Here is an 18,262-nt window from a genome sequence, read left to right as displayed (position 1 = left end):
TTTTATATTCAGTTGTAACACATGTATTGTAATCCTACAATCCACCAAAAACGCTGCCAAAGAAACAGGTTGACGTATGTGCGATCGTCATTTATAATCAAATATGCGCCAAAAATGTGGCGTGCAATTGAATATGTTATAAAGTTTCCATGCAACCGGGGAAGTAGCGGTGCCCTGAACCTGCAATCCGCTATAGCAGGGGTGATAGTTTTCTTGAGGGATGTCCACTGTAGGGCTGCCCTTAGTAAGTGGCGTTGATGTCTGGGTCTTGCGCAACAGGACTCTTCGAACCGTGTCAGGTCGGAGACGAAGCAGCACTAAGGAGAATCTCCTGTGTGCCGCGAGGGTGCCTGGGCTGAGTTAACTGCTAAGGTAACGCTTATGGCGGCGTTTCGAGAGAAAACTGCATGGATTTTTTTGATAAAAATATTTATAAAATTTTCAAAAAAACATAGCAAATCTATACAAAAGATGCTATCATAGATAATGATACTTTCTTTTTTTTATGAGAAAGTTTTGGAGAAAGTCTGTTTGGCAGGATTTTAAATCGTCAAATAGAGCGTAAGTTACAAAAAAAGGTATAAATCAAGGGGCGAACAGAGATGAATTACGCTGATGTAATTGAGTTTGTCAAAACGCAGACTGCGAAGAATGGCAGACCGCCAAATTATGAGTTTAGAAGTAGATATGAACACACGATGCGTGTGTACAGATGGGCAATTAAGTTACAGTCCAAGTTAGGGGGCGATCTTGATATTATCGTACTTGCAGCACTTTTACATGACATTGGCTGGGATGAGAACAGACCACATGGAGAAGTTGGTGCAGAGATAGCTGTTGAATATCTGGACAGCATAGGAGTAGATCCTGAAAAGATCGCAAAGATCGGGGAGATTATAATGATTCACGAGGAGAAGGATACAGATGCAGATCTTTCTTTGGAATGTAGGATCGTTATGGATGCAGATCTGTTAGATGAAGTGGGAGCAGTCAGTGTACTATGGGATTCCATGGCAACTGCGCTGGAGGACGATGCAAGCTATAAGCGCGCATATTACAGAATAAAGAACTTTTACAGAATTAATAAACCAAAGATCAGAAGATGCAAGACAGATGCCGGCAGAGTGGAATATAATAAGCGTATGCAGCTCTTGGAAGAATTTATATTTCAGTTGGAAAAAGAACTGTTCTAAGTATTTAATAATAAAGGAAATGGGAGTGTTGATATGAAGACTTTTGTAAAAGTGTTAGTTGCTATTCTTATAGTAATCGGATTGTGCTTTGGAGTTTATGCTGTTCTGCCACAGACATCAAAGATGTTTGTAAAGGGAAATATTCAGTATCGTACAGATGATACGGCGAAAGCTCAGGTAGATAAGATCAAGAAGACAAAGATTCCGGGATTTGATAAGACTTTTGGTGATGGTCTTGAAAATCTGTGTAAGAGCAGTGCTTGGTATTATGAAGAAGAAGCAAGCGGTGACTGGAAAGTTACATACTACGGATCTAAGGCTACAATGGATCTTACTACAGCAGGTATGGATCAGATGTATACAGATCAGCCTATGAAGGTTGAATTTACAGTAAGAAATAATTCTCAGGTTGATATCGTGATAACGATCAAGGATGATATTCTTTCGACCGATCAGGCAAAAGAAGCTGCCTATGAGAAGATCGCAAATGCAGCGAAGTAATTATAATATATACCATATAAAAGAAACAGGCATATATCGAAATGATATGTGCCTGTTTCTTTTATGCGCGTTATACCTGTTGCTGTATTTATTTGTTATTCACCAGTTCCTCAATCATGCCGATTATAATAGACGTGGAATCTGTAAGATTGCTCTTTTCCATTGTCTCGATGTAAGTCTGTTTATTATTATAGACATCATCGATCGCAGCAAATAATGTCTCGGAGGATAATTCCTCTTCTTTGATCACATAACTGTAACCGCTCTTTTTGAAGGACTCTGCATTTAAGATCTGGTCACCGCGGCTGGCAGCAGCAGATAACGGGATCAGGATATTCGGTTTGCGAAGAGCAAGCAATTCACAGATCGCATTTGCACCGGCACGGGAGATCACAAGATCAGCAAGAGCAAGCATACTGCTTAGTTCTTTCTTTATATATTCATACTGAACATAACCGGACTTGTTATCAAGTGAATGATCCAGATTGCCCTTACCGCAGAGATGGATCACGTTAAAACGCTCCAGCAGTTTATCGATGTTTTCACGGATCGCTTTATTTATCACGGCACTTCCCGAACTGCCGCCGACGATCAGGATCACAGGCTTGTTGTCTGTAAAACCGCAGAAGTTGATCGCATCAACTGCATTTCCGTTGAAAAGCTCTTTACGGATCGGGGTTCCGGTCACGACTGCTTTACCTTCCGGGAACATATCCTTTGTCTCCGGGAAGTTGCAACACACACGGGAGGCCTTTGGAAGCTCCAGCTTATTTGCAAGACCCGGTGTCATATCAGATTCGTGGATGATGACAGGGATGTTGCAGGATTTGGCTGCGAATACGACAGGAACGGTTACAAAGCCGCCCTTTGAGAATACGACATCCGGCTTCAGTTCCTTCATTAACTTCTTGGCTTCACCCATACCTTTTATAACCCGGAACGGATCTGTAAAGTTCTTAAGGTCAAAATAACGTCTGAGCTTGCCGGAGGAGATCCCATGATAAGGAATGTTCAGATCCTCGATCAGCTTGCGTTCCATTCCGTTATAAGAACCGATATAATGGATATCATATCCAAGCTTCCGTAATTCCGGTATCAATGCTATATTTGGTGTAACATGACCGGCAGTTCCACCGCCGGTAAGGATGATTCGTTTCATATATTATGCCCCCTGAAGATAATTCTTAAGCGCCTTTGCCAATTGATCCGGACAGGATGTTGGCTTGAAGCTGCATGTTGTTCCTTCCAGTTTATCAATGACATCTTCCACTTTCATTCCCTCAACCAGGGCGCTGATACCCTTCAGGTTACCATTGCAGCCGCCTGTGAAAGAAACATTTTTAACTTTACCATCTTCCACTTCAAAATGAATGTTAGTGGAACAGGTTCCTTTTGTTTTATAATCCATTTTAATCTACCTCTTTTCTATTATAGTCCAAAATAACCATACACATTCTTAAATGAGTTCAAATCTAAATCAGTATACCAAAAATGAAAATAAAGGTAAACATTTGTCGTGTGATTTCACTTGAAAAATCAAAAATACCGAAACTATAATGAAACCACCCTGAATCCGGAGCGGGGTATCGGAACTGAAAACATGAAAAATTATTTGAAAAGGGGAAATGGTTATGTTTGGAACTATTTTGGAACAGAGTATTTTTTTGTATGTGATCGCAGCGACGGGAATATGTGGAATTGTAGCAAAGCTGATAATGGATGGATTTTTGAAAGGGCTGGTCAGAGGAGCAGGAAGTATGAAAAGTACAAAAAAGAAAGCACTGGTGGAGATACGAAAAAGGTACGAGGAGTTATCGTATCTTGATGTGGGTATCCGGGATACGAGATCGTTTGTCGAGAAATACATATATAAACTGAAACTGGGCAAGAGCTATGTCAGCTCCTGGAACAGCTTCTGCAGTAACATGATGATCCTTGCTGCCGGAACAGGTCTGATCGGAACCTGGTGGGAATATCGGACAGGCAGTTCTGTATTTGCAAGTGTGCAGATCGGTATGTGGGGTATTGTTGCCTGTGGAGTTATGCAGATGGTCTACAACATATTCAATACCCGGAGAAAATGTGAGATGTTATCGGCGGAACTCGTCAGCTATATGAACAACAGTTTGGCAAATCGCCTGAAACGGGAGCAGGAAAAACAGATGGAGAGCAGTAAACAGAAAGCAGATGACAGAAGCCGGAGTGGTCTGAAACAGACGGCAGCGGCTATTATAGAGCCAAATGTGATCGATATTGATGCGGCACTGGCACAGATGGGAGAACAGAAGGACAGACGGAACGAGAAAAAGGCTGAGGCAGAACGTAGAAAGAGTCGGGAGACTGATATTAAAAAGAAGGACCTGCAGGCAGTTGCAGAGACAGAGCCGGAAAATAAAGATGGACGGTTGGCCGGCGACGGACAGAAGGATGCACCGGAAAAGAATCTTGGTACATCCGGAATGAAAATGCAGGAAATGGATTCGACACGGGAAAGAATCACGGCAAAATCGAAAAAAGCGATGCGGGCAGAACACCGCAGATCAGAGAAAAGCCGGCGGCAGTCGGCAGCCGAAGGGCAGCAGCCTCTGAAACAGACCGCAAAGGAAGATGACCGGGAGATAACGGAGGAACAGATCGCGGCGTGTGATGCATTATTTGACAAGCTGCTGCAGGGAATCAGTACAACCTGACAGGTATAGGTATAAACAGCGGAAGAAACAGCATATATTATATCCAAAATAACAATTGGAAGTGGTTACAGTCAAAAAACTGTATGTAGTTTCGGGAATTATGATGTGTCTGTTTCTGACAGGCTGTGCCGGAATGGCGAAGAGCAAAACGAGGGAAAACGGAAATGTGGCAACACCGGGAGACTGTCAGATGCAGAATGGGGGAAATCGGACGGCTGATGGTTCCGGTGGACAAAATGGCAGTCCGGACGGACGAAAAGGGGGAAATGATAATGGAAGTGTAGAAGACCGGACAGAAGCGACGACGGAGGATATGACGCTGCTTCGTGATTATGATGCAGTCAGCAATAAGAAGTTTTCATGGTACATTGTACGGGATAAAAATCATGGGATCAGTGACTGCGATCACAGTTTTTCGATCGAACAGTATGATGCATATTATGTGGATCAGGATGCCGGAGATGACAAGGTTATATATCTGACCTTTGACTGCGGTTATGAGAACGGATATACAGAACAGATGCTGGACACGTTAAAGAAGCATAATGCAAAAGCTTGTTTTTTCGTCACACAGACGTATATCAGGGATAATGTGGAGCTGGTAAAAAGAATGAAAGAGGAGGGCCACCAGGTTGGCAACCATACAGTTACCCATCCTTCCATGCCCGGTATCAGTGTGGAAAAACAGAAGGAAGAATTGCAGACCTGTGCTGATTATATGAAAGAGGCCACGGGTTATCGGATGGATCCATATTTCAGACCGCCGAGCGGTGAGTACAGTGAAAGGGTGCTCCAACTGGCAAAGGATATGGGGTATAAGACCATTTTCTGGAGCATGGCATATTTGGATTATGATGTAAATAATCAGCCGGGGAAAGATTATGTGATCGAGCATTTTGATAAATATTATCATAATGGTGCAATTCCGCTCATGCATAATGTGTCGGAGTCAAATGCGCAGGCGTTAGATACGGTGTTGTCAAATTTAACAGAACTTGGTTACAGATTTGTATCACTTGATGAAATGTTCGAAAAATAGTTGATTATGGGGTTTCCTTTTGCTACAATTATCCATAGCTTTGAAAAATCATATAAGCAAGGAGAGATAATAAAATGGCAAAGACAGTAAGTTTCGATTTTAAGAATGTTGCTGGTATGGCTTCCGCTGAGGATATCGCAGCTATTAAGGAAGAAGTTGTTGCAGCAAAATCAACACTTGTAAACAAGACCGGTGAAGGAAATGATTTCCTTGGATGGATCGATCTTCCGGTTGATTATGATAAGGAAGAGTTCGCAAGAATCAAGAAAGCGGCTGCTAAGATCCAGTCAGATTCAGATGTTCTGGTAGTTATCGGTATCGGCGGTTCTTACCTTGGCGCAAGAGCAGCGATCGAAGCTTTAAGACACAGCTTTTATAATTCAGTAGATAAAGAGATTCGTAAAACCCCTGAGATCTATTATGCAGGAAGTAATATCAGCAGTACCTATATGGCACACCTGTTACAGGTGATTGGAGACAGAGATTTCTCTATCAACATCATTTCCAAGTCAGGTACAACTACAGAGCCTGGTATTGCATCCAGAATTTTCAAGAAGAAATTAATTGAGAAATATGGTAAAGAAGAAGCAGCTAAGAGAATCTATGCTACAACAGATAAGGCAAAGGGAGCATTGAAGACACTTGCTACAGAAGAAGGATATGAGACATTCGTGGTACCTGATGATGTAGGTGGACGTTTCTCAGTTCTGACAGCAGTAGGTCTTCTTCCGATCGCAGTAAGCGGTGCAGATATTGATAAGCTCATGGAAGGTGCTGCATCAGCAAGAAAAGACTGCCTTGCAGAGAACTTTGACGACAGCGATGCTATGAAGTATGCAGCAGTTCGTAATATCCTGTACAGAAAGGGCAAGTCCATCGAGATCCTTGCCAACTTTGAGCCGGCATTACATTTCGTAGCAGAATGGTGGAAGCAGTTATACGGCGAGAGCGAAGGAAAAGACGGTAAGGGATTATTCCCGACAGCAACTGACTTTACAACAGACCTTCATTCATTAGGACAGTTTATCCAGCAGGGTTCACAGAACCATTTCGAGACAGTAATCAATGTGTTACATCCAACATGTGAGATCGTAATGGAAGAAGAGGATTGTGATCTTGATGGTCTGAACTACCTTGCAGGCAAGACAGTAGATTTTGCAAATAAGAGTGCTATGAACGGAACAATTCTTGCACATGTTGATGGCGGAATTCCAATCATCCAGATCAATATTGACAAGATCGATGAGTTCACATTAGGTGAGCTGTTCTACACATTTGAGTTTGCATGTGGTATCAGCGGATACACTCTTGGAGTAAATCCATTTAACCAGCCAGGTGTAGAAAGCTATAAGAAGAACATGTTCGCATTACTTGGTAAGCCTGGTAATGAGGAACTTGGTAAGGAGCTTCTTTCCAGAATCAATGGTTAATAATTTAGATAGAAAATGATGATAAGCCGGCGGCATACGCATGAAAACGCGGATGCCGCCGGTTTTCGATAATGTTCGAAAGGTTTATTTGTAATTATATGAAGATGGTATTTTATATAAAACAGGTATTGAAAATGGCGATGCAGCAGATTTATCTGCCGCTGCTCTATAAACGGTATGCCGGAAAGCCGGTTGAAAAGGGGCTGGTGATCTTCGCCGATGCACATCATGAGGAACTGCCTTTTTCTATGAAAAAAATGTATGAAACACTGCAATGGGATCCGGAGTATAAGAACGAAACTTGGGTCACTGATTTTGGAAAGATGGGATATGGCAGTCTGTTAAAGTGGCTGAGGCAGTTTATGAAGCGGTATGCTGTCGCAGAATATGTATTTATCTGTGATAATTTTCTTCCTGTATCGGCCTGTGAGAAACGTCCGGAGACAAAGGTGGTACAGCTCTGGCATTCCGGCGGGCTGCTTAAGAAAAGCGGATATGACACGACGGAAGATATTCCGAAGATGTATAAAGGCGATTCGGTTTACAAAAACTATGATCTGCTGACAGTCAGCGCACCATGTTGTGTACCGGTGTTTACAAAGACAATGCGGCTTGCTTCGGGAGTTGTACAGGCGACCGGGATCAGTCGGTCGGACTATTATTATGATGATGCGTGGAATCAGGCAAACTATGAGGAATTTTATCGGAAATATCCGGAAGCAAAAGGGAAAAAAGTAATTCTCTGGGCTCCTACATTTCGGGGAAATGCGGCTATGCCGACACTCTGTGGAATGGAAGAGATACAGAGAGTTATGAAAGAAACAGAAGATCGTTATTACTGGGTGATCAAGTTGCATCCACATCTGGAAGAAAAGGGAATGAAGTCGAATTGCGATCTGCCGTCCGAGAAAATATTTGCGGTTGCAGATCTGCTCATCACAGATTATTCTTCGATATTATTTGACTATATGGCATATAAGAAGCCGTTTTTATTTTTTGCACCGGACTTTGATTCGTTTGACCATGCCAGAGGCTTCTATGTTCCATATGATTCCTTCCCGTGTAAGGTGGTTACGGATGGAGCGGGGCTTCCTGCGGCAATCGAGTATGAACTGTCCGAGCGGGATCCTGCAGAGATCGAAAAGTGCTTTGCTTATCATATGTCGATGTGTGATGGTAAGGCAACGGAGAGAATATTGAAAACGATAAAACAAATAACACACAATGCATCAAGTCAAATATAAGTTGAATTTTTCTTGATTTCGTTATAAAATTAATATATCTATGCAGAATGGGGAAAGTCTATATAGCATTCTGTATCGCACAATTGCGGCAAAGAAGTGAAAAATTTAAAATAAACAGAAAAAAGGAGAAACAGTAGATGAATATAGCAATTATTTTTGCAGGCGGCAGTGGAGTAAGAATGGGAGCGGGAATTCCAAAGCAGTTCCTTGAGATCAACGGAAAACCAATCCTGGTTCATACATTACAGTTATTCCAGTATCATGATCAGATCGATGCGATCTACATCTCGGTTCTCGAGGATTATATTCCTTATGTAGAAGATCTGGCAGAAGAGTATCATCTGACAAAGGTAAAACATGTATTGGCCGGTGGAGCAACTTCTCAGGATTCTATTTACAATGCACTTAAAATGGCAGAGTCTGAATGCCCGGAGGATTCTATTGTTCTGATCCATGATGGTGTTCGACCATATGTTTCATATGATGTTATTTCCAACAATATAGAGAGCGTTAAAAAGTACGGTAATGCGATCACATCGACTGCCTGCTATGAGACGATCATGATCAGTGAGAATGGTGTCGAGATCGATTCGGTACCACCTAGAAAAGACACATATTCAGCACAGGCACCGCAGTCCTTCTACCTGAAGGATATCATTGCCGCTCATGATGTTGTCCGTGCAACTCCAACCGGATATGAAGGAATGGTTGATGCATGTACCATTATCAGAAGTCAGAATATTGTGGCACATATTGTTGAAGGCAACAGAGGAAATATCAAGGTTACGACACCGGAAGATGTATATATGTTCCGTGCGTTGTTACAGTATAAAGAAAATGAACAGGCTTTCGGACTTGGCATCACGAATAAGATTGATACAAGAATGAGCCAGTATAAGAAGAAAAGCGAGAAATAGAAATGAATAAAAAATACAATGGAGCCCTCGACTTCTGGAAATTTGTGTTTTGCCTGGTGATACTTGTATTCCATGTAGGTGAGGTATATGGCGGCAAGCATGGATATCTGTTGGAATGGGGACGATATGCGGTTGAGATGTTCTTTATCGTATCCGGATATTTCATGTGTGTGTCAGCTGCAAAAGCAGAAGAACGGCATACAGGTATTTCTCTCGGAAAAGAGACATTCGGCTTTGCCCTTCATAAGATCCGACGGATCTTACCGGCATATTTGTATTGCTATGCACTGGGGCTTTGTGTATGGTTTGTGGAAGTTGGCCGATATGTATATCTAAAGGAAGGAATTATCGGATTATTTATTGCGATTGTGAAGATGATTCCGAACTTTTTACTGCTGTCCATGTCAGGCGTGCAGGGAACTCAGGTTGTGATGATCACTTGGTATATTTCGGCTATGCTTATCGCCATGCTGGTGATCTATCCATTATTACGAAAGTATAAGGACACTTATACACTGATCATTGCTCCTGTTACCGCGCTTTTGATATCAGGATATTTTTATAATACTGTCGGATATAATGGCTTTACGAAGTTTGAAGGTGTTATCACGCATGGCATCTTGCGTGCCTTTGTAGGCTTGAATATAGGATGTCTGGTATATATGTTTGCAGAATATCTGAAGAAGAAAGAATTTCGTCCGTCAGTAAAACGGCTTCTCGGAATCGCAGAGCTTCTGCTGTATCTGCTTGCGATCTTTATGATGCATGAAGGTGGAAAGACCTGTGTATTTTATAATAACATTTTGCTGTTGTTTGCGATATCGATCACTGCCAGTAAGCAGTCGGCAATATCAGGTGTTTTTGATAATAAAGTAAGTAAATTCCTGGGAGAGATGAGCTTGTTTATCTATCTTTGCCAGAGCCCGGCGCGGGCAACTGTCCGTTATATCTTCCCGGATGTATCGTATTGGACAGGATTTGCATACATTGTAGGTCTGACATTTGTTTCTGTGGCATTCGGTATGATCCTGATCCATTGGATCGCACGGATGAACAGACAGAAAACACAACTAAAATAAACAGGATACAGATTATCCGGAAAGGACAGATTCGTCATGAACGAAAATAAACATACAAATAAAAGACATGATTTTTATACACAGATGCCGCTCTATATGATTGCATTGTTTGTGGTGTTTGATATCTGGATGTTTACGATCAGTGTGGCAGCAGGTGTGGTAGGTATCATTATTACTGCTGTTTATGCGGCTATGACTATCGTCCTTTATATATCTTCACGTGTATCAAGTGACGCATTATTTGCAAATCAGGCGATGGAAAATGGTAGAGTTCAGAAGGATCTGATCCGGGAATTCCCTATACCATACGCTATCTTAGACAAGACGGGAAGACTTGCATGGGTAAATGATGAATTTGCACATATCACGAATACAAGTAAGCGTAAGCTGATGCGGCTTACAGCTATGCAGGTGTTTGAGGGCTTAACACATGAGATGATACCGGCTGAGGGTGAAGATACGGTTCATGCAGATATCGAATATAATGAAAGAGAATATAAAGTAGAGATCAAGCGTGTCAGGGTAAATCCGAATGGCCCGGTAGATGCGGTTGCTGAACCGGAAGCACCGGAAAGTGCAGAAGCACTGGAGATCGTACTACAGGATACAGGTTTACAGGAGGAGAATAAAAAGACACGTACCTCGAAGAGAAAGAAACATACAGACGGTGTTACCACATTTATTGCCATGTATCTGTTTGATATGACGGAGCAGAACAAACTGGCGAAGGAGAATGAGGAGCAGAAGCTGGTTACCGGTCTGATATATATCGATAATTATGATGAGATATTCGATGATCTGGAGGAAGTCCGTCATTCACTGTTAGTTGCACTTGTAGATCGAAAGATCAATAAATATATGGCAAATGTAGATGCGATTGTACGTTCCTTTGAAAAGGATAAGTATATGTTCGTTATGCCGAAGAAATATCTTCCGCAGCTTCAGGAGAATAAATTTGCATTGCTGGATGAGGTAAAGGCGATCAATATCGGAAATGATCTGCCACTTACGTTATCTATAAGTCTTGGAACGGAATATTCCAGCTTTCTGGCTGATTTTGAAGCGGCTCGTTCCGCAATGGAACTTGCACTCGGACGTGGTGGGGATCAGGTTGTCCTGAAATCCAATGATAAGATTACTTATTATGGTGGAAGAAGTCAGGGTACAGAGAAATCTACCCGTGTAAAAGCTCGTGTTAAGACACTGGCATTTAAGGAGCTGTTAGAGACAAAAGAAAAGGTGATCATCATGGCACACAAGGATCCGGATATGGATGCATTCGGATCTGCAATCGGTGTGTATCGTATGGTGAATTCTATGAATAAAGAGGCACATATCGTTATCAATGAAGTGTCATCGGCGATCAGTCCGATCTATGGCAATTTTACAGCAAACAGTATGTATGGTGATGACATGATCATCAACAATGAACAGGCGATCGAGATGATAAATGCGGATACGATGCTGGTAGTCGTAGATGTGAATAATCCGAGTCTGACTGAGTGTGAGGAGCTTATTTCCTATGCAAAGACGGTGGTTGTGTTCGATCATCACAGACAGACAAAGGATGTGATCGCGAATGCGACCCTTTCCTATGTAGAACCATTTGCTTCGTCAGCGTGCGAAATGATCGCGGAGATGTTACAGTACATGGATGAGAAGATCAAGCTTCGTCCGTCTGAGGCAGATGCGATGTATGCAGGTATTCTGATCGATACAGATAACTTCCTGACAAAGACAGGTGTTCGTACATTTGAGGCTGCTGCTTATTTGAGAAGAAGCGGCGCGGATGTTATGCGTGTCAGAAAGATGTTCAGAAGCGATATTGACACATACAGACAAAAAGCAGATGGCGTCAGAAACGCAGAGATGGTCCTTGGGATGTTTGCAGTATCGGTATTTGAGCCGAAAGAAGGACCTGAATCACCGACTGTACTGACAGCCAAGGTGGCAAATGAGATGTTGAATATTGCAGGTGTACGTGCTTCCTTTGTAATCGCACAGTTGGGAGAAAATGTAAAGATATCTGCCCGCTCTATCGATGATGTGAATGTCCAGATCATTATGGAGCGTATGGGTGGAGGCGGACATGCGAATATCGCGGCCGCGCAGTTTAAGAATACGACAAAGGAAAAAGTAAAGAAACAGCTTGTTAACCTGCTTGAGGAGATGTACAAGGAAGGAGATATTTGATATGAAGGTTATATTACTGGAGGATGTAAAGAGTCTTGGGAAAAAAGGTGAGCTGGTAAATGTCAGTGACGGACATGCCAGAAATTATATTATACCGAGAAAACTTGGGCTTGAGGCAACACCAAAGAATCTGAATGATTATAAATTAAAGAAGGCACATGAAGAAAAAGTTGCGGCAGAGAATCTTGCAGCAGCCAGGGCTCTCGCAGCAGAGCTTGAAAAGGCATCTGTAACAGTCGGCATAAAGGTCGGCGAAGGCGGTAGGGCATTTGGCTCTGTATCGTCAAAGGAGATCTCGGATGCGATCAAGAGCCAGTTACATTATGATATTGATAAGAAGAAAATCGTGCTGAAGGATGCGATCAAAGCGATGGGATCATTTACTGTAAAGATCAAGCTGCATCCACAGGTACAGGCAGAGCTTACAGTAAAGGTAGAAGAGGCTGACTAATGGAAGATGCATTTATCAGGAAAAAACAACCATATAACCTGGATGCAGAACAGTCGGTTATCGGCTCTATGATCATGGATCGTGATGCCATAGTAGATGTGTCGGATATACTGACAAAGGATGACTTTTACAGTGCGCAGAATGCGATCCTGTATGAGAATATGATCGAGCTGTTTAAGGAAGGAATGGCAGTCGATCTGATCACGCTGAACAACAGGCTTCGGGAGAAGAATGTTCCGGAGGATGTTGCCGGTATGAGCTACATAGCTGATATCATAGCCGCAGTTCCGACATCGGCAAATGCGAAGTATTATGCGAAGATTGTAGCGGATAAGGCAGTGCTTCGCCGTATGATCAAGATGTGTGAGGATGTCGAAAAGGACTGTTATCTTGACACGGACGATGTAGACGGATTACTTGAAACGGCAGAGAGCGGGATTTACAAGATCGTTCAGCAGAGAAACGGCGCAAATGATTTTGCACCGATCGATTCGATCGTACTTGATGTAATCGATCAGATCGAGGCGGCATCCAGACAGAATACACGAGTTACCGGTGTGCCGACCGGATTCATCGATCTGGATAATATGCTAACGGGTCTGCATGGATCGGAATTGATTCTGGTAGCAGCACGTCCTGCTATGGGTAAGACAGCATTTGTACTTAATATTGCACACCATGTAGCTGTAAAAAAGAGGATCCCTGTTGCTATTTTTAGTCTGGAAATGTCAAAGGAGCAGCTGGTAACACGTATGATCGCCCTTGATTCTCTGGTAAATTCCCAGAAGATCCAGACCGGACAGCTGGTGGACGATGAATGGGATAAGATCATGGAGAGTACGGAGGTAATCGCGGATGCGCCGATCTTCGTAGATGATAATTCGGCGATCACTGTAGCCGATCTTCGTTCGAAGTGTAGAAAATTAAAACAGAACAATGATCTGGGACTTATCATCATCGACTACTTACAGCTGATGAGTACGAATAAGCATGTAGAATCCAGACAGCAGTTCATTTCAGATACATCGCGAGCGTTAAAGGTGCTTGCAAGAGAGCTTAATGTTCCTGTTATTGCGTTGTCGCAGTTGAACCGTGCGGTTGACTCCAGACCGGATCACAAGCCGGTACTTGCCGATCTGCGAGAGTCCGGTGCGATCGAGCAGGATTCGGACGTTGTAATGTTCATTTACCGTGATGATTATTACAATCCGGATACCGAGAAGAAGGGTATTGCAGAGATTATTATAGCAAAACAGAGAAAGGGCGCGACCGGATCGGTTGATCTTGTATGGATGCAGGATTACACGAAGTTTGCAAACAAAGAGCGCCCGCAGATGTAAGCCGCATATGACCAGATATTGATACAAAATGTATAAATATAAATTGAGAAAGAAAGTCCGGACAGATCGGATGATTAGAGGAGAAAATTAAAATGGTAGTAGAACCAAGAGTAAAAGATTATATCTGTACCACCGCTCACCCGGTTGGATGCGCAGAGAATATTAAGAATCAGATCAAATATGTAAAGGCACAGCCAAAGGTTGACGGACCGAAGAAGGTACTGGTGATCGGAGCATCTACCGGATATGGACTTGCTTCCAGGATCGCGGTTGCATTTGGTTATGGCGCAGATACACTTGGTGTAATGTTCGAGAAAGAGTCAAATGGAAGAAGAACCGCAACCGCAGGCTTCTATAACACAAGAGCATTTGAAGAAGAAGCAAAGAAAGATGGCTTATATGCTAAATCCATCAACGGAGATGCATTCTCATTGGAGATCAAACAGCAGGTGATCGACACAATCAAAGCGGATATGGGAAAAGTTGATATGGTTATTTACAGCCTTGCAGCACCGAGACGTGTAACACCGGATGGACACAAGTATACTTCTGTTCTTAAGACAGTCGGAGAAGAATATACAAATAAGACTCTGGTTCTAAAAGACAATACAGTTACAATGGCACATATTCCTGCTGCAACAGAGGAAGAGATCGAGAACACTATCAAAGTTATGGGCGGCGAGGACTGGATCGACTGGATGCAGGCATTATCAGATGCAGGTGTTCTGGCAGATCATGTAACAACAGTTGCATATTCATATATAGGACCAAAGATCACATTCCCGATCTATGCCGAGGGTTCGATCGGTATGGCAAAGAAGGATCTGTATAAGTCGAGCGACATTATTAATGAGAAGTTCGTAAATGTATCATCATATATAGCAATCAACAAGGCACTTGTTACACAGTCCAGTGCAGCAATTCCTGTTGTTCCGCTTTATATTACCCTGCTCTATAAGCAGATGAAAGCAAAGGGTGTTCATGAGGGCTGTATCGAGCAGATGGCAAGACTTTTCCTTGATAAGATGGCCGGTGAAGTTGAGACAGACGAAAACGGATTTGTCCGTATGGACGACTGGGAAATGGCAGATGATATTCAGGAAGCAGTTGCTAAGAACTGGGATGCCGTAACCAGTGAGAACGTTAAGGAACTTGCCGATATCGATGGATATTGGGATGAATTCTATAAGATGTTCGGATTTAAGATCGATGGCGTTGATTACAGCGCAGATGTAGATATTATGTAATAAATAATATGAGGTTGTTATGAAGCAGACAGGGCAGACATGGAATAAAAAACAGATATTATGGGCAGTTATTTTGGGACTGGCTCTATGCTTTGTTTTTGCATTGGTGTATAAAGCACAGCTTGCAGATAAATTTACAAAGCCGGTATTTTCTACACTTAAGATAGAACATAAAGATAACGGACAGGTAGAAATGTCCGCAAATAATCCTGTTATTGTAGAAGCCTTTGAATGTACAGTGCCTGATCTTCAGGTATTATATGTTGAAACGGTTGGTGTGATATCAAATCCGGATGCAATGCTTCATATCACAGTCTCTGATGCAGATACGGGAAAGATTTATTATGAGAAAGACCGGCCGGCAAAAGGGGCTGCAAAGAAAAATAAGAAAAAAAGGATCCGCGTAGGAATATGGGATGATCCGGTATTTAAAGAGTCTGAGGGAAAACGGCTTGTGCTTACGATGGAGCTTCAGAATCCGGGTGATACTGTATTCTATGTGAATGCAGATCAAAAGCCGGGACTTGTTGCTATGTTTGGAGGAGATCCGGCAAATAAGACGAATGTCATATCGGGAATGAAATATGCAAGCTGCTGGAAACTTCGCAGTATGTATACAGTATTGTGCCTTGCACTTTTGATATTTTTTGAACTCATGTATATGCTTATCGTTGTTAAGAAGCTTCCGGTATCGAAGTTCTATATTCCGATGGCGCTGCTACTTGGAATGATCATGAATGTGGTGATCGCGCCGCATGGTGTACCGGATGAACCATGGCATATAGATACGGCATATAAGTATTCGAATAAGATAATGTTTGCAGGTAACACGGGCATTGAGGGAACAATATATAAGCGTACCTGTGATGTAAAAATGGAGGATATGCTTGCAAATGGAGTAGAGAGTAATTCCTATTACCAGCTGGCACATCATACATTTGAAAGACCGGATGATCAGGAGCTGATAGCAGTTCCGTATGTAGATTCCAGTAATATTGTACCGGGTATTTTCTTTATACCGATGGCATTTGGAATTACGATCGGACGACTGCTTGGACTTTCAACCATGCTAATGTTATTGATCGGAAGATTTATGAACCTGTTGGTATTTGTATTATTGACAGGATTCGCCATACGGATACTTCCGGTTGGGAAGAATATGCTTGCTGCGCTTGGTTTTCTTCCGATCGCGCTTCAACAGGGGGCATCTGCGTCCTATGACGCAATGATAAATGGAATTATATATGTATTTATCGCCTTATGCATGAGTCTTTCGTTGGAGAAAACATATAAGAAGTGGCAGGTAGTCCTGTTGGTGCTTTGTGGTATCCTGACCGCTGTCGTAAAAGGCGGTGTATATCTTCCGTTATTATTGCTGGTATTTTTGTTGATACATGCAAAAAGGAAGGAACATTCTCTGAAAGTAATGCCGAAGCACAAAAAGGGAATACTTATAACAGCAGTGATTTGCGGAATTATAATTGTTTTCTGCGGGGCATTATATTATTATTTTCCGGTTATAAAACAGCTGTTTGCGGGACAGGATACAGCTGTAACAGAGGATACATTATATTCACTCGGATATCTGCTCCGTCATCCGCTTAATGTTGTTTATCTGTATTGGAATACATTGATTAACGGAGGAGAAACGCTGTTGCGTGGATTCTTTGGCGGCCTTTTATCATGGCTTGATATAAAGATCAGTTGGGTATTGCTGTTGGTGTTGGTATTCAGTCTGGTATTGTTTGCAAATGTTGAGGGTGATAAATATTGCGGAAATAAAAAGGAACGCATATATATGTTTGCGGTATTCCTGATATCGCTTGTATTGATCCTGCTGTCGATGCTGGTTGCATTTACATCGATATCATCAAGTAAGATCAGTGGCGTACAGGGAAGGTATTTTCTGTGTATTGCTCCGTTACTTTATTTGGCAACCACGACATCACTCGTTAATGTAAGTGAGGAGAAGTGCAGGAAGGTCTGGATGACTGTGATAGCGACTGAGATATTGATCGTATTGCAGATTGTCGTCGGAGCAATGTAGGCTGGAGAAACTGCCCGGATATAAAAATGGCGAGATAAATGGAGAAGAAAAATGGCTGAAAAGAAGCATACATTTGTTATATGTGCATATAAGGAAAGTCCATATCTGGAAGCGTGCATCCGGTCTTTGAAGAAGCAGACGGTTGCAAGTGCCATTTGTCTGGCAACATCAACGCCAAGTGATTATTTAAAAAATATATGTGAAAAATATGATATAGCCTATTATATCCGTGATGGAAGATCTAATATCGCGGATGATTGGAATTTTGCTCTATCTGTGGCAGATACAGAATATGTAACGATCGCACATCAGGATGATATCTATGAGGCTGCGTATACAGAGGAGATATTGAAGATAGCGGATCAGAAAGATACAGAAGCAAGAAAAACGCTCTTATTATTTTCTGATTACAGAGAGCTGATAGATGACAGAAAGTATTCGGATCGTAAGAATCTGAAGATAAAAAGGATTCTGCTTGGTCCGTTAAAAAATGAAAAGAAGCAGGGGCGCAGATGGAGGAAACGGGCTGTGCTCAGATTTGGAAATGCAATCTGTTGTCCGGCTGTCACATATCATAAAACAGTTATATGTGAATATCTGAGACAGGAAAAAAGAGTAGATTTATTTCTGAAACATTTCCGAAGCAATCTGGACTGGCAGACCTGGGAATGGCTGAGCAGGAAAGAAGGAGAATTCGTATATATTCCCGAATGTTTGATGGCACATCGTATTCATGAGGATAGTGAAACGAGTGCAACGATCCGGGATCATGAGAGAGGGCAGGAGGATTTTGAAGTGTTTTGTAAGTTCTGGCCGAAGTGGATCGCACGGATCCTGGCAGGGGCTTATGGTACAAGCGAGAAGGGAAATGAAATATAGTCTGTAAGACTG

Annotated in this window: 16 protein-coding genes and 1 other RNA gene; 15 read left to right on the top strand and 2 right to left on the bottom strand. The window is 42.3% G+C overall.

What is annotated here, in order from left to right; translation table 11 throughout:
• Positions 1-147: 147 nt before the first annotated feature.
• The 3 genes from ffs to DWW43_RS09500 all read left to right on the top strand — a co-directional run bounded on the left by ffs (position 148) and on the right by DWW43_RS09500 (position 1,694).
• An RNA gene (ffs, locus tag DWW43_RS09510) (signal recognition particle sRNA large type) lies at positions 148-411 on the top strand.
• A 191-nt stretch (positions 412-602) separates the two neighbouring features.
• Positions 603-1,193 carry an HD domain-containing protein gene (locus tag DWW43_RS09505; protein ID WP_008402424.1) on the top strand — a complete coding sequence of 197 codons (591 nt, stop codon included), beginning with the start codon at positions 603-605 and terminating at the stop codon, positions 1,191-1,193.
• A 33-nt stretch (positions 1,194-1,226) separates the two neighbouring features.
• Complete coding sequence (locus DWW43_RS09500) at positions 1,227-1,694, top strand: hypothetical protein (protein WP_008402425.1); 468 nt, start codon at positions 1,227-1,229, stop codon at positions 1,692-1,694.
• 88 nt (positions 1,695-1,782) lie between these two features.
• Here the strand turns inward: DWW43_RS09500 and DWW43_RS09495 are convergent, their stop codons facing one another.
• Positions 1,783-2,853, bottom strand: coding sequence for an undecaprenyldiphospho-muramoylpentapeptide beta-N-acetylglucosaminyltransferase (locus DWW43_RS09495; protein WP_008402426.1), 1,071 nt, complete (start codon positions 2,851-2,853; stop codon positions 1,783-1,785).
• A 3-nt stretch (positions 2,854-2,856) separates the two neighbouring features.
• The gene (locus DWW43_RS09490) at positions 2,857-3,102 is read right to left on the bottom strand and encodes a TIGR03905 family TSCPD domain-containing protein (protein ID WP_008402427.1); all 246 of its coding nucleotides are present in this window, start codon (positions 3,100-3,102) and stop codon (positions 2,857-2,859) included.
• 223 nt (positions 3,103-3,325) lie between these two features.
• Between DWW43_RS09490 and DWW43_RS09485 the strand changes: the two genes are divergently transcribed.
• The 12 genes from DWW43_RS09485 to DWW43_RS09430 all read left to right on the top strand — a co-directional run bounded on the left by DWW43_RS09485 (position 3,326) and on the right by DWW43_RS09430 (position 18,250).
• Complete coding sequence (locus tag DWW43_RS09485) at positions 3,326-4,384, top strand: hypothetical protein (protein ID WP_119963413.1); 1,059 nt, start codon at positions 3,326-3,328, stop codon at positions 4,382-4,384.
• A gap of 133 nt (positions 4,385-4,517) precedes the next feature.
• Entirely contained in the window at positions 4,518-5,423 is a 906-nt protein-coding gene (locus tag DWW43_RS09480) for a polysaccharide deacetylase family protein (RefSeq protein WP_243104453.1), read from the top strand.
• Positions 5,424-5,497: 74 nt separating this feature from the next.
• Positions 5,498-6,853, top strand: a complete 1,356-nt coding sequence (locus tag DWW43_RS09475; protein WP_008402430.1) for a glucose-6-phosphate isomerase — start codon at positions 5,498-5,500, stop codon at positions 6,851-6,853.
• Between the two features lie 98 nt (positions 6,854-6,951).
• Positions 6,952-8,097 carry a CDP-glycerol glycerophosphotransferase family protein gene (locus tag DWW43_RS09470; RefSeq protein WP_165853057.1) on the top strand — a complete coding sequence of 382 codons (1,146 nt, stop codon included), beginning with the start codon at positions 6,952-6,954 and terminating at the stop codon, positions 8,095-8,097.
• A 137-nt stretch (positions 8,098-8,234) separates the two neighbouring features.
• Complete coding sequence (locus tag DWW43_RS09465) at positions 8,235-9,014, top strand: IspD/TarI family cytidylyltransferase (RefSeq protein WP_008402432.1); 780 nt, start codon at positions 8,235-8,237, stop codon at positions 9,012-9,014.
• 2 nt (positions 9,015-9,016) lie between these two features.
• A complete protein-coding gene (locus DWW43_RS09460) occupies positions 9,017-10,093 on the top strand; it encodes an acyltransferase (protein WP_119963411.1) in 1,077 nt (358 codons plus the stop codon).
• Positions 10,094-10,129: 36 nt separating this feature from the next.
• Positions 10,130-12,286, top strand: coding sequence for a DHH family phosphoesterase (locus DWW43_RS09455; protein ID WP_119963410.1), 2,157 nt, complete (start codon positions 10,130-10,132; stop codon positions 12,284-12,286).
• A 1-nt stretch (position 12,287) separates the two neighbouring features.
• Positions 12,288-12,737, top strand: coding sequence for a 50S ribosomal protein L9 (gene rplI, locus DWW43_RS09450; protein WP_119963409.1), 450 nt, complete (start codon positions 12,288-12,290; stop codon positions 12,735-12,737).
• Entirely contained in the window at positions 12,737-14,077 is a 1,341-nt protein-coding gene (gene dnaB / locus DWW43_RS09445; RefSeq protein ID WP_008402436.1) for a replicative DNA helicase, read from the top strand. The genes rplI and dnaB overlap by 1 nt, the downstream gene beginning before the upstream one ends.
• Before the next feature lie 92 nt (positions 14,078-14,169).
• Positions 14,170-15,324 carry an enoyl-ACP reductase FabV gene (fabV, locus tag DWW43_RS09440; protein ID WP_119963408.1) on the top strand — a complete coding sequence of 385 codons (1,155 nt, stop codon included), beginning with the start codon at positions 14,170-14,172 and terminating at the stop codon, positions 15,322-15,324.
• A gap of 19 nt (positions 15,325-15,343) precedes the next feature.
• Positions 15,344-17,371: a DUF2142 domain-containing protein gene (locus DWW43_RS09435; RefSeq protein ID WP_119963407.1), complete on the top strand. Its 2,028-nt coding sequence runs from the start codon at positions 15,344-15,346 to the stop codon at positions 17,369-17,371.
• A gap of 51 nt (positions 17,372-17,422) precedes the next feature.
• The gene (locus tag DWW43_RS09430) at positions 17,423-18,250 is read left to right on the top strand and encodes a glycosyltransferase family 2 protein (RefSeq protein ID WP_119963406.1); all 828 of its coding nucleotides are present in this window, start codon (positions 17,423-17,425) and stop codon (positions 18,248-18,250) included.
• The last annotated feature ends 12 nt before the right edge of the window (positions 18,251-18,262 follow it).

This window comes from Clostridium sp. AF15-41, from assembly GCF_003604095.1.
Taxonomy (GTDB): Bacteria; Bacillota; Clostridia; order Lachnospirales; family Lachnospiraceae; genus Coprococcus.
The sequence above is the reverse complement of the archived record's forward strand: the minus strand, read 5'-3'. Positions and strand labels throughout refer to the sequence as shown.

Coding starts and splice junctions, on each gene's coding strand:
- DWW43_RS09435 (WP_119963407.1), top strand. CDS start 15,344: ATGAAGCAGACAGGGCAGACATGGAATAAAAAACAGATATTATGGGCA.
- DWW43_RS09485 (WP_119963413.1), top strand. CDS start 3,326: ATGTTTGGAACTATTTTGGAACAGAGTATTTTTTTGTATGTGATCGCA.
- DWW43_RS09455 (WP_119963410.1), top strand. CDS start 10,130: ATGAACGAAAATAAACATACAAATAAAAGACATGATTTTTATACACAG.
- dnaB (WP_008402436.1), top strand. CDS start 12,737: ATGGAAGATGCATTTATCAGGAAAAAACAACCATATAACCTGGATGCA.
- DWW43_RS09430 (WP_119963406.1), top strand. CDS start 17,423: ATGGCTGAAAAGAAGCATACATTTGTTATATGTGCATATAAGGAAAGT.
- DWW43_RS09500 (WP_008402425.1), top strand. CDS start 1,227: ATGAAGACTTTTGTAAAAGTGTTAGTTGCTATTCTTATAGTAATCGGA.
- DWW43_RS09465 (WP_008402432.1), top strand. CDS start 8,235: ATGAATATAGCAATTATTTTTGCAGGCGGCAGTGGAGTAAGAATGGGA.
- DWW43_RS09505 (WP_008402424.1), top strand. CDS start 603: ATGAATTACGCTGATGTAATTGAGTTTGTCAAAACGCAGACTGCGAAG.
- DWW43_RS09460 (WP_119963411.1), top strand. CDS start 9,017: ATGAATAAAAAATACAATGGAGCCCTCGACTTCTGGAAATTTGTGTTT.
- DWW43_RS09480 (WP_243104453.1), top strand. CDS start 4,518: ATGGCGAAGAGCAAAACGAGGGAAAACGGAAATGTGGCAACACCGGGA.
- rplI (WP_119963409.1), top strand. CDS start 12,288: ATGAAGGTTATATTACTGGAGGATGTAAAGAGTCTTGGGAAAAAAGGT.
- DWW43_RS09495 (WP_008402426.1), bottom strand. CDS start 2,853: ATGAAACGAATCATCCTTACCGGCGGTGGAACTGCCGGTCATGTTACA.
- fabV (WP_119963408.1), top strand. CDS start 14,170: ATGGTAGTAGAACCAAGAGTAAAAGATTATATCTGTACCACCGCTCAC.
- DWW43_RS09490 (WP_008402427.1), bottom strand. CDS start 3,102: ATGGATTATAAAACAAAAGGAACCTGTTCCACTAACATTCATTTTGAA.
- DWW43_RS09470 (WP_165853057.1), top strand. CDS start 6,952: ATGAAGATGGTATTTTATATAAAACAGGTATTGAAAATGGCGATGCAG.
- DWW43_RS09475 (WP_008402430.1), top strand. CDS start 5,498: ATGGCAAAGACAGTAAGTTTCGATTTTAAGAATGTTGCTGGTATGGCT.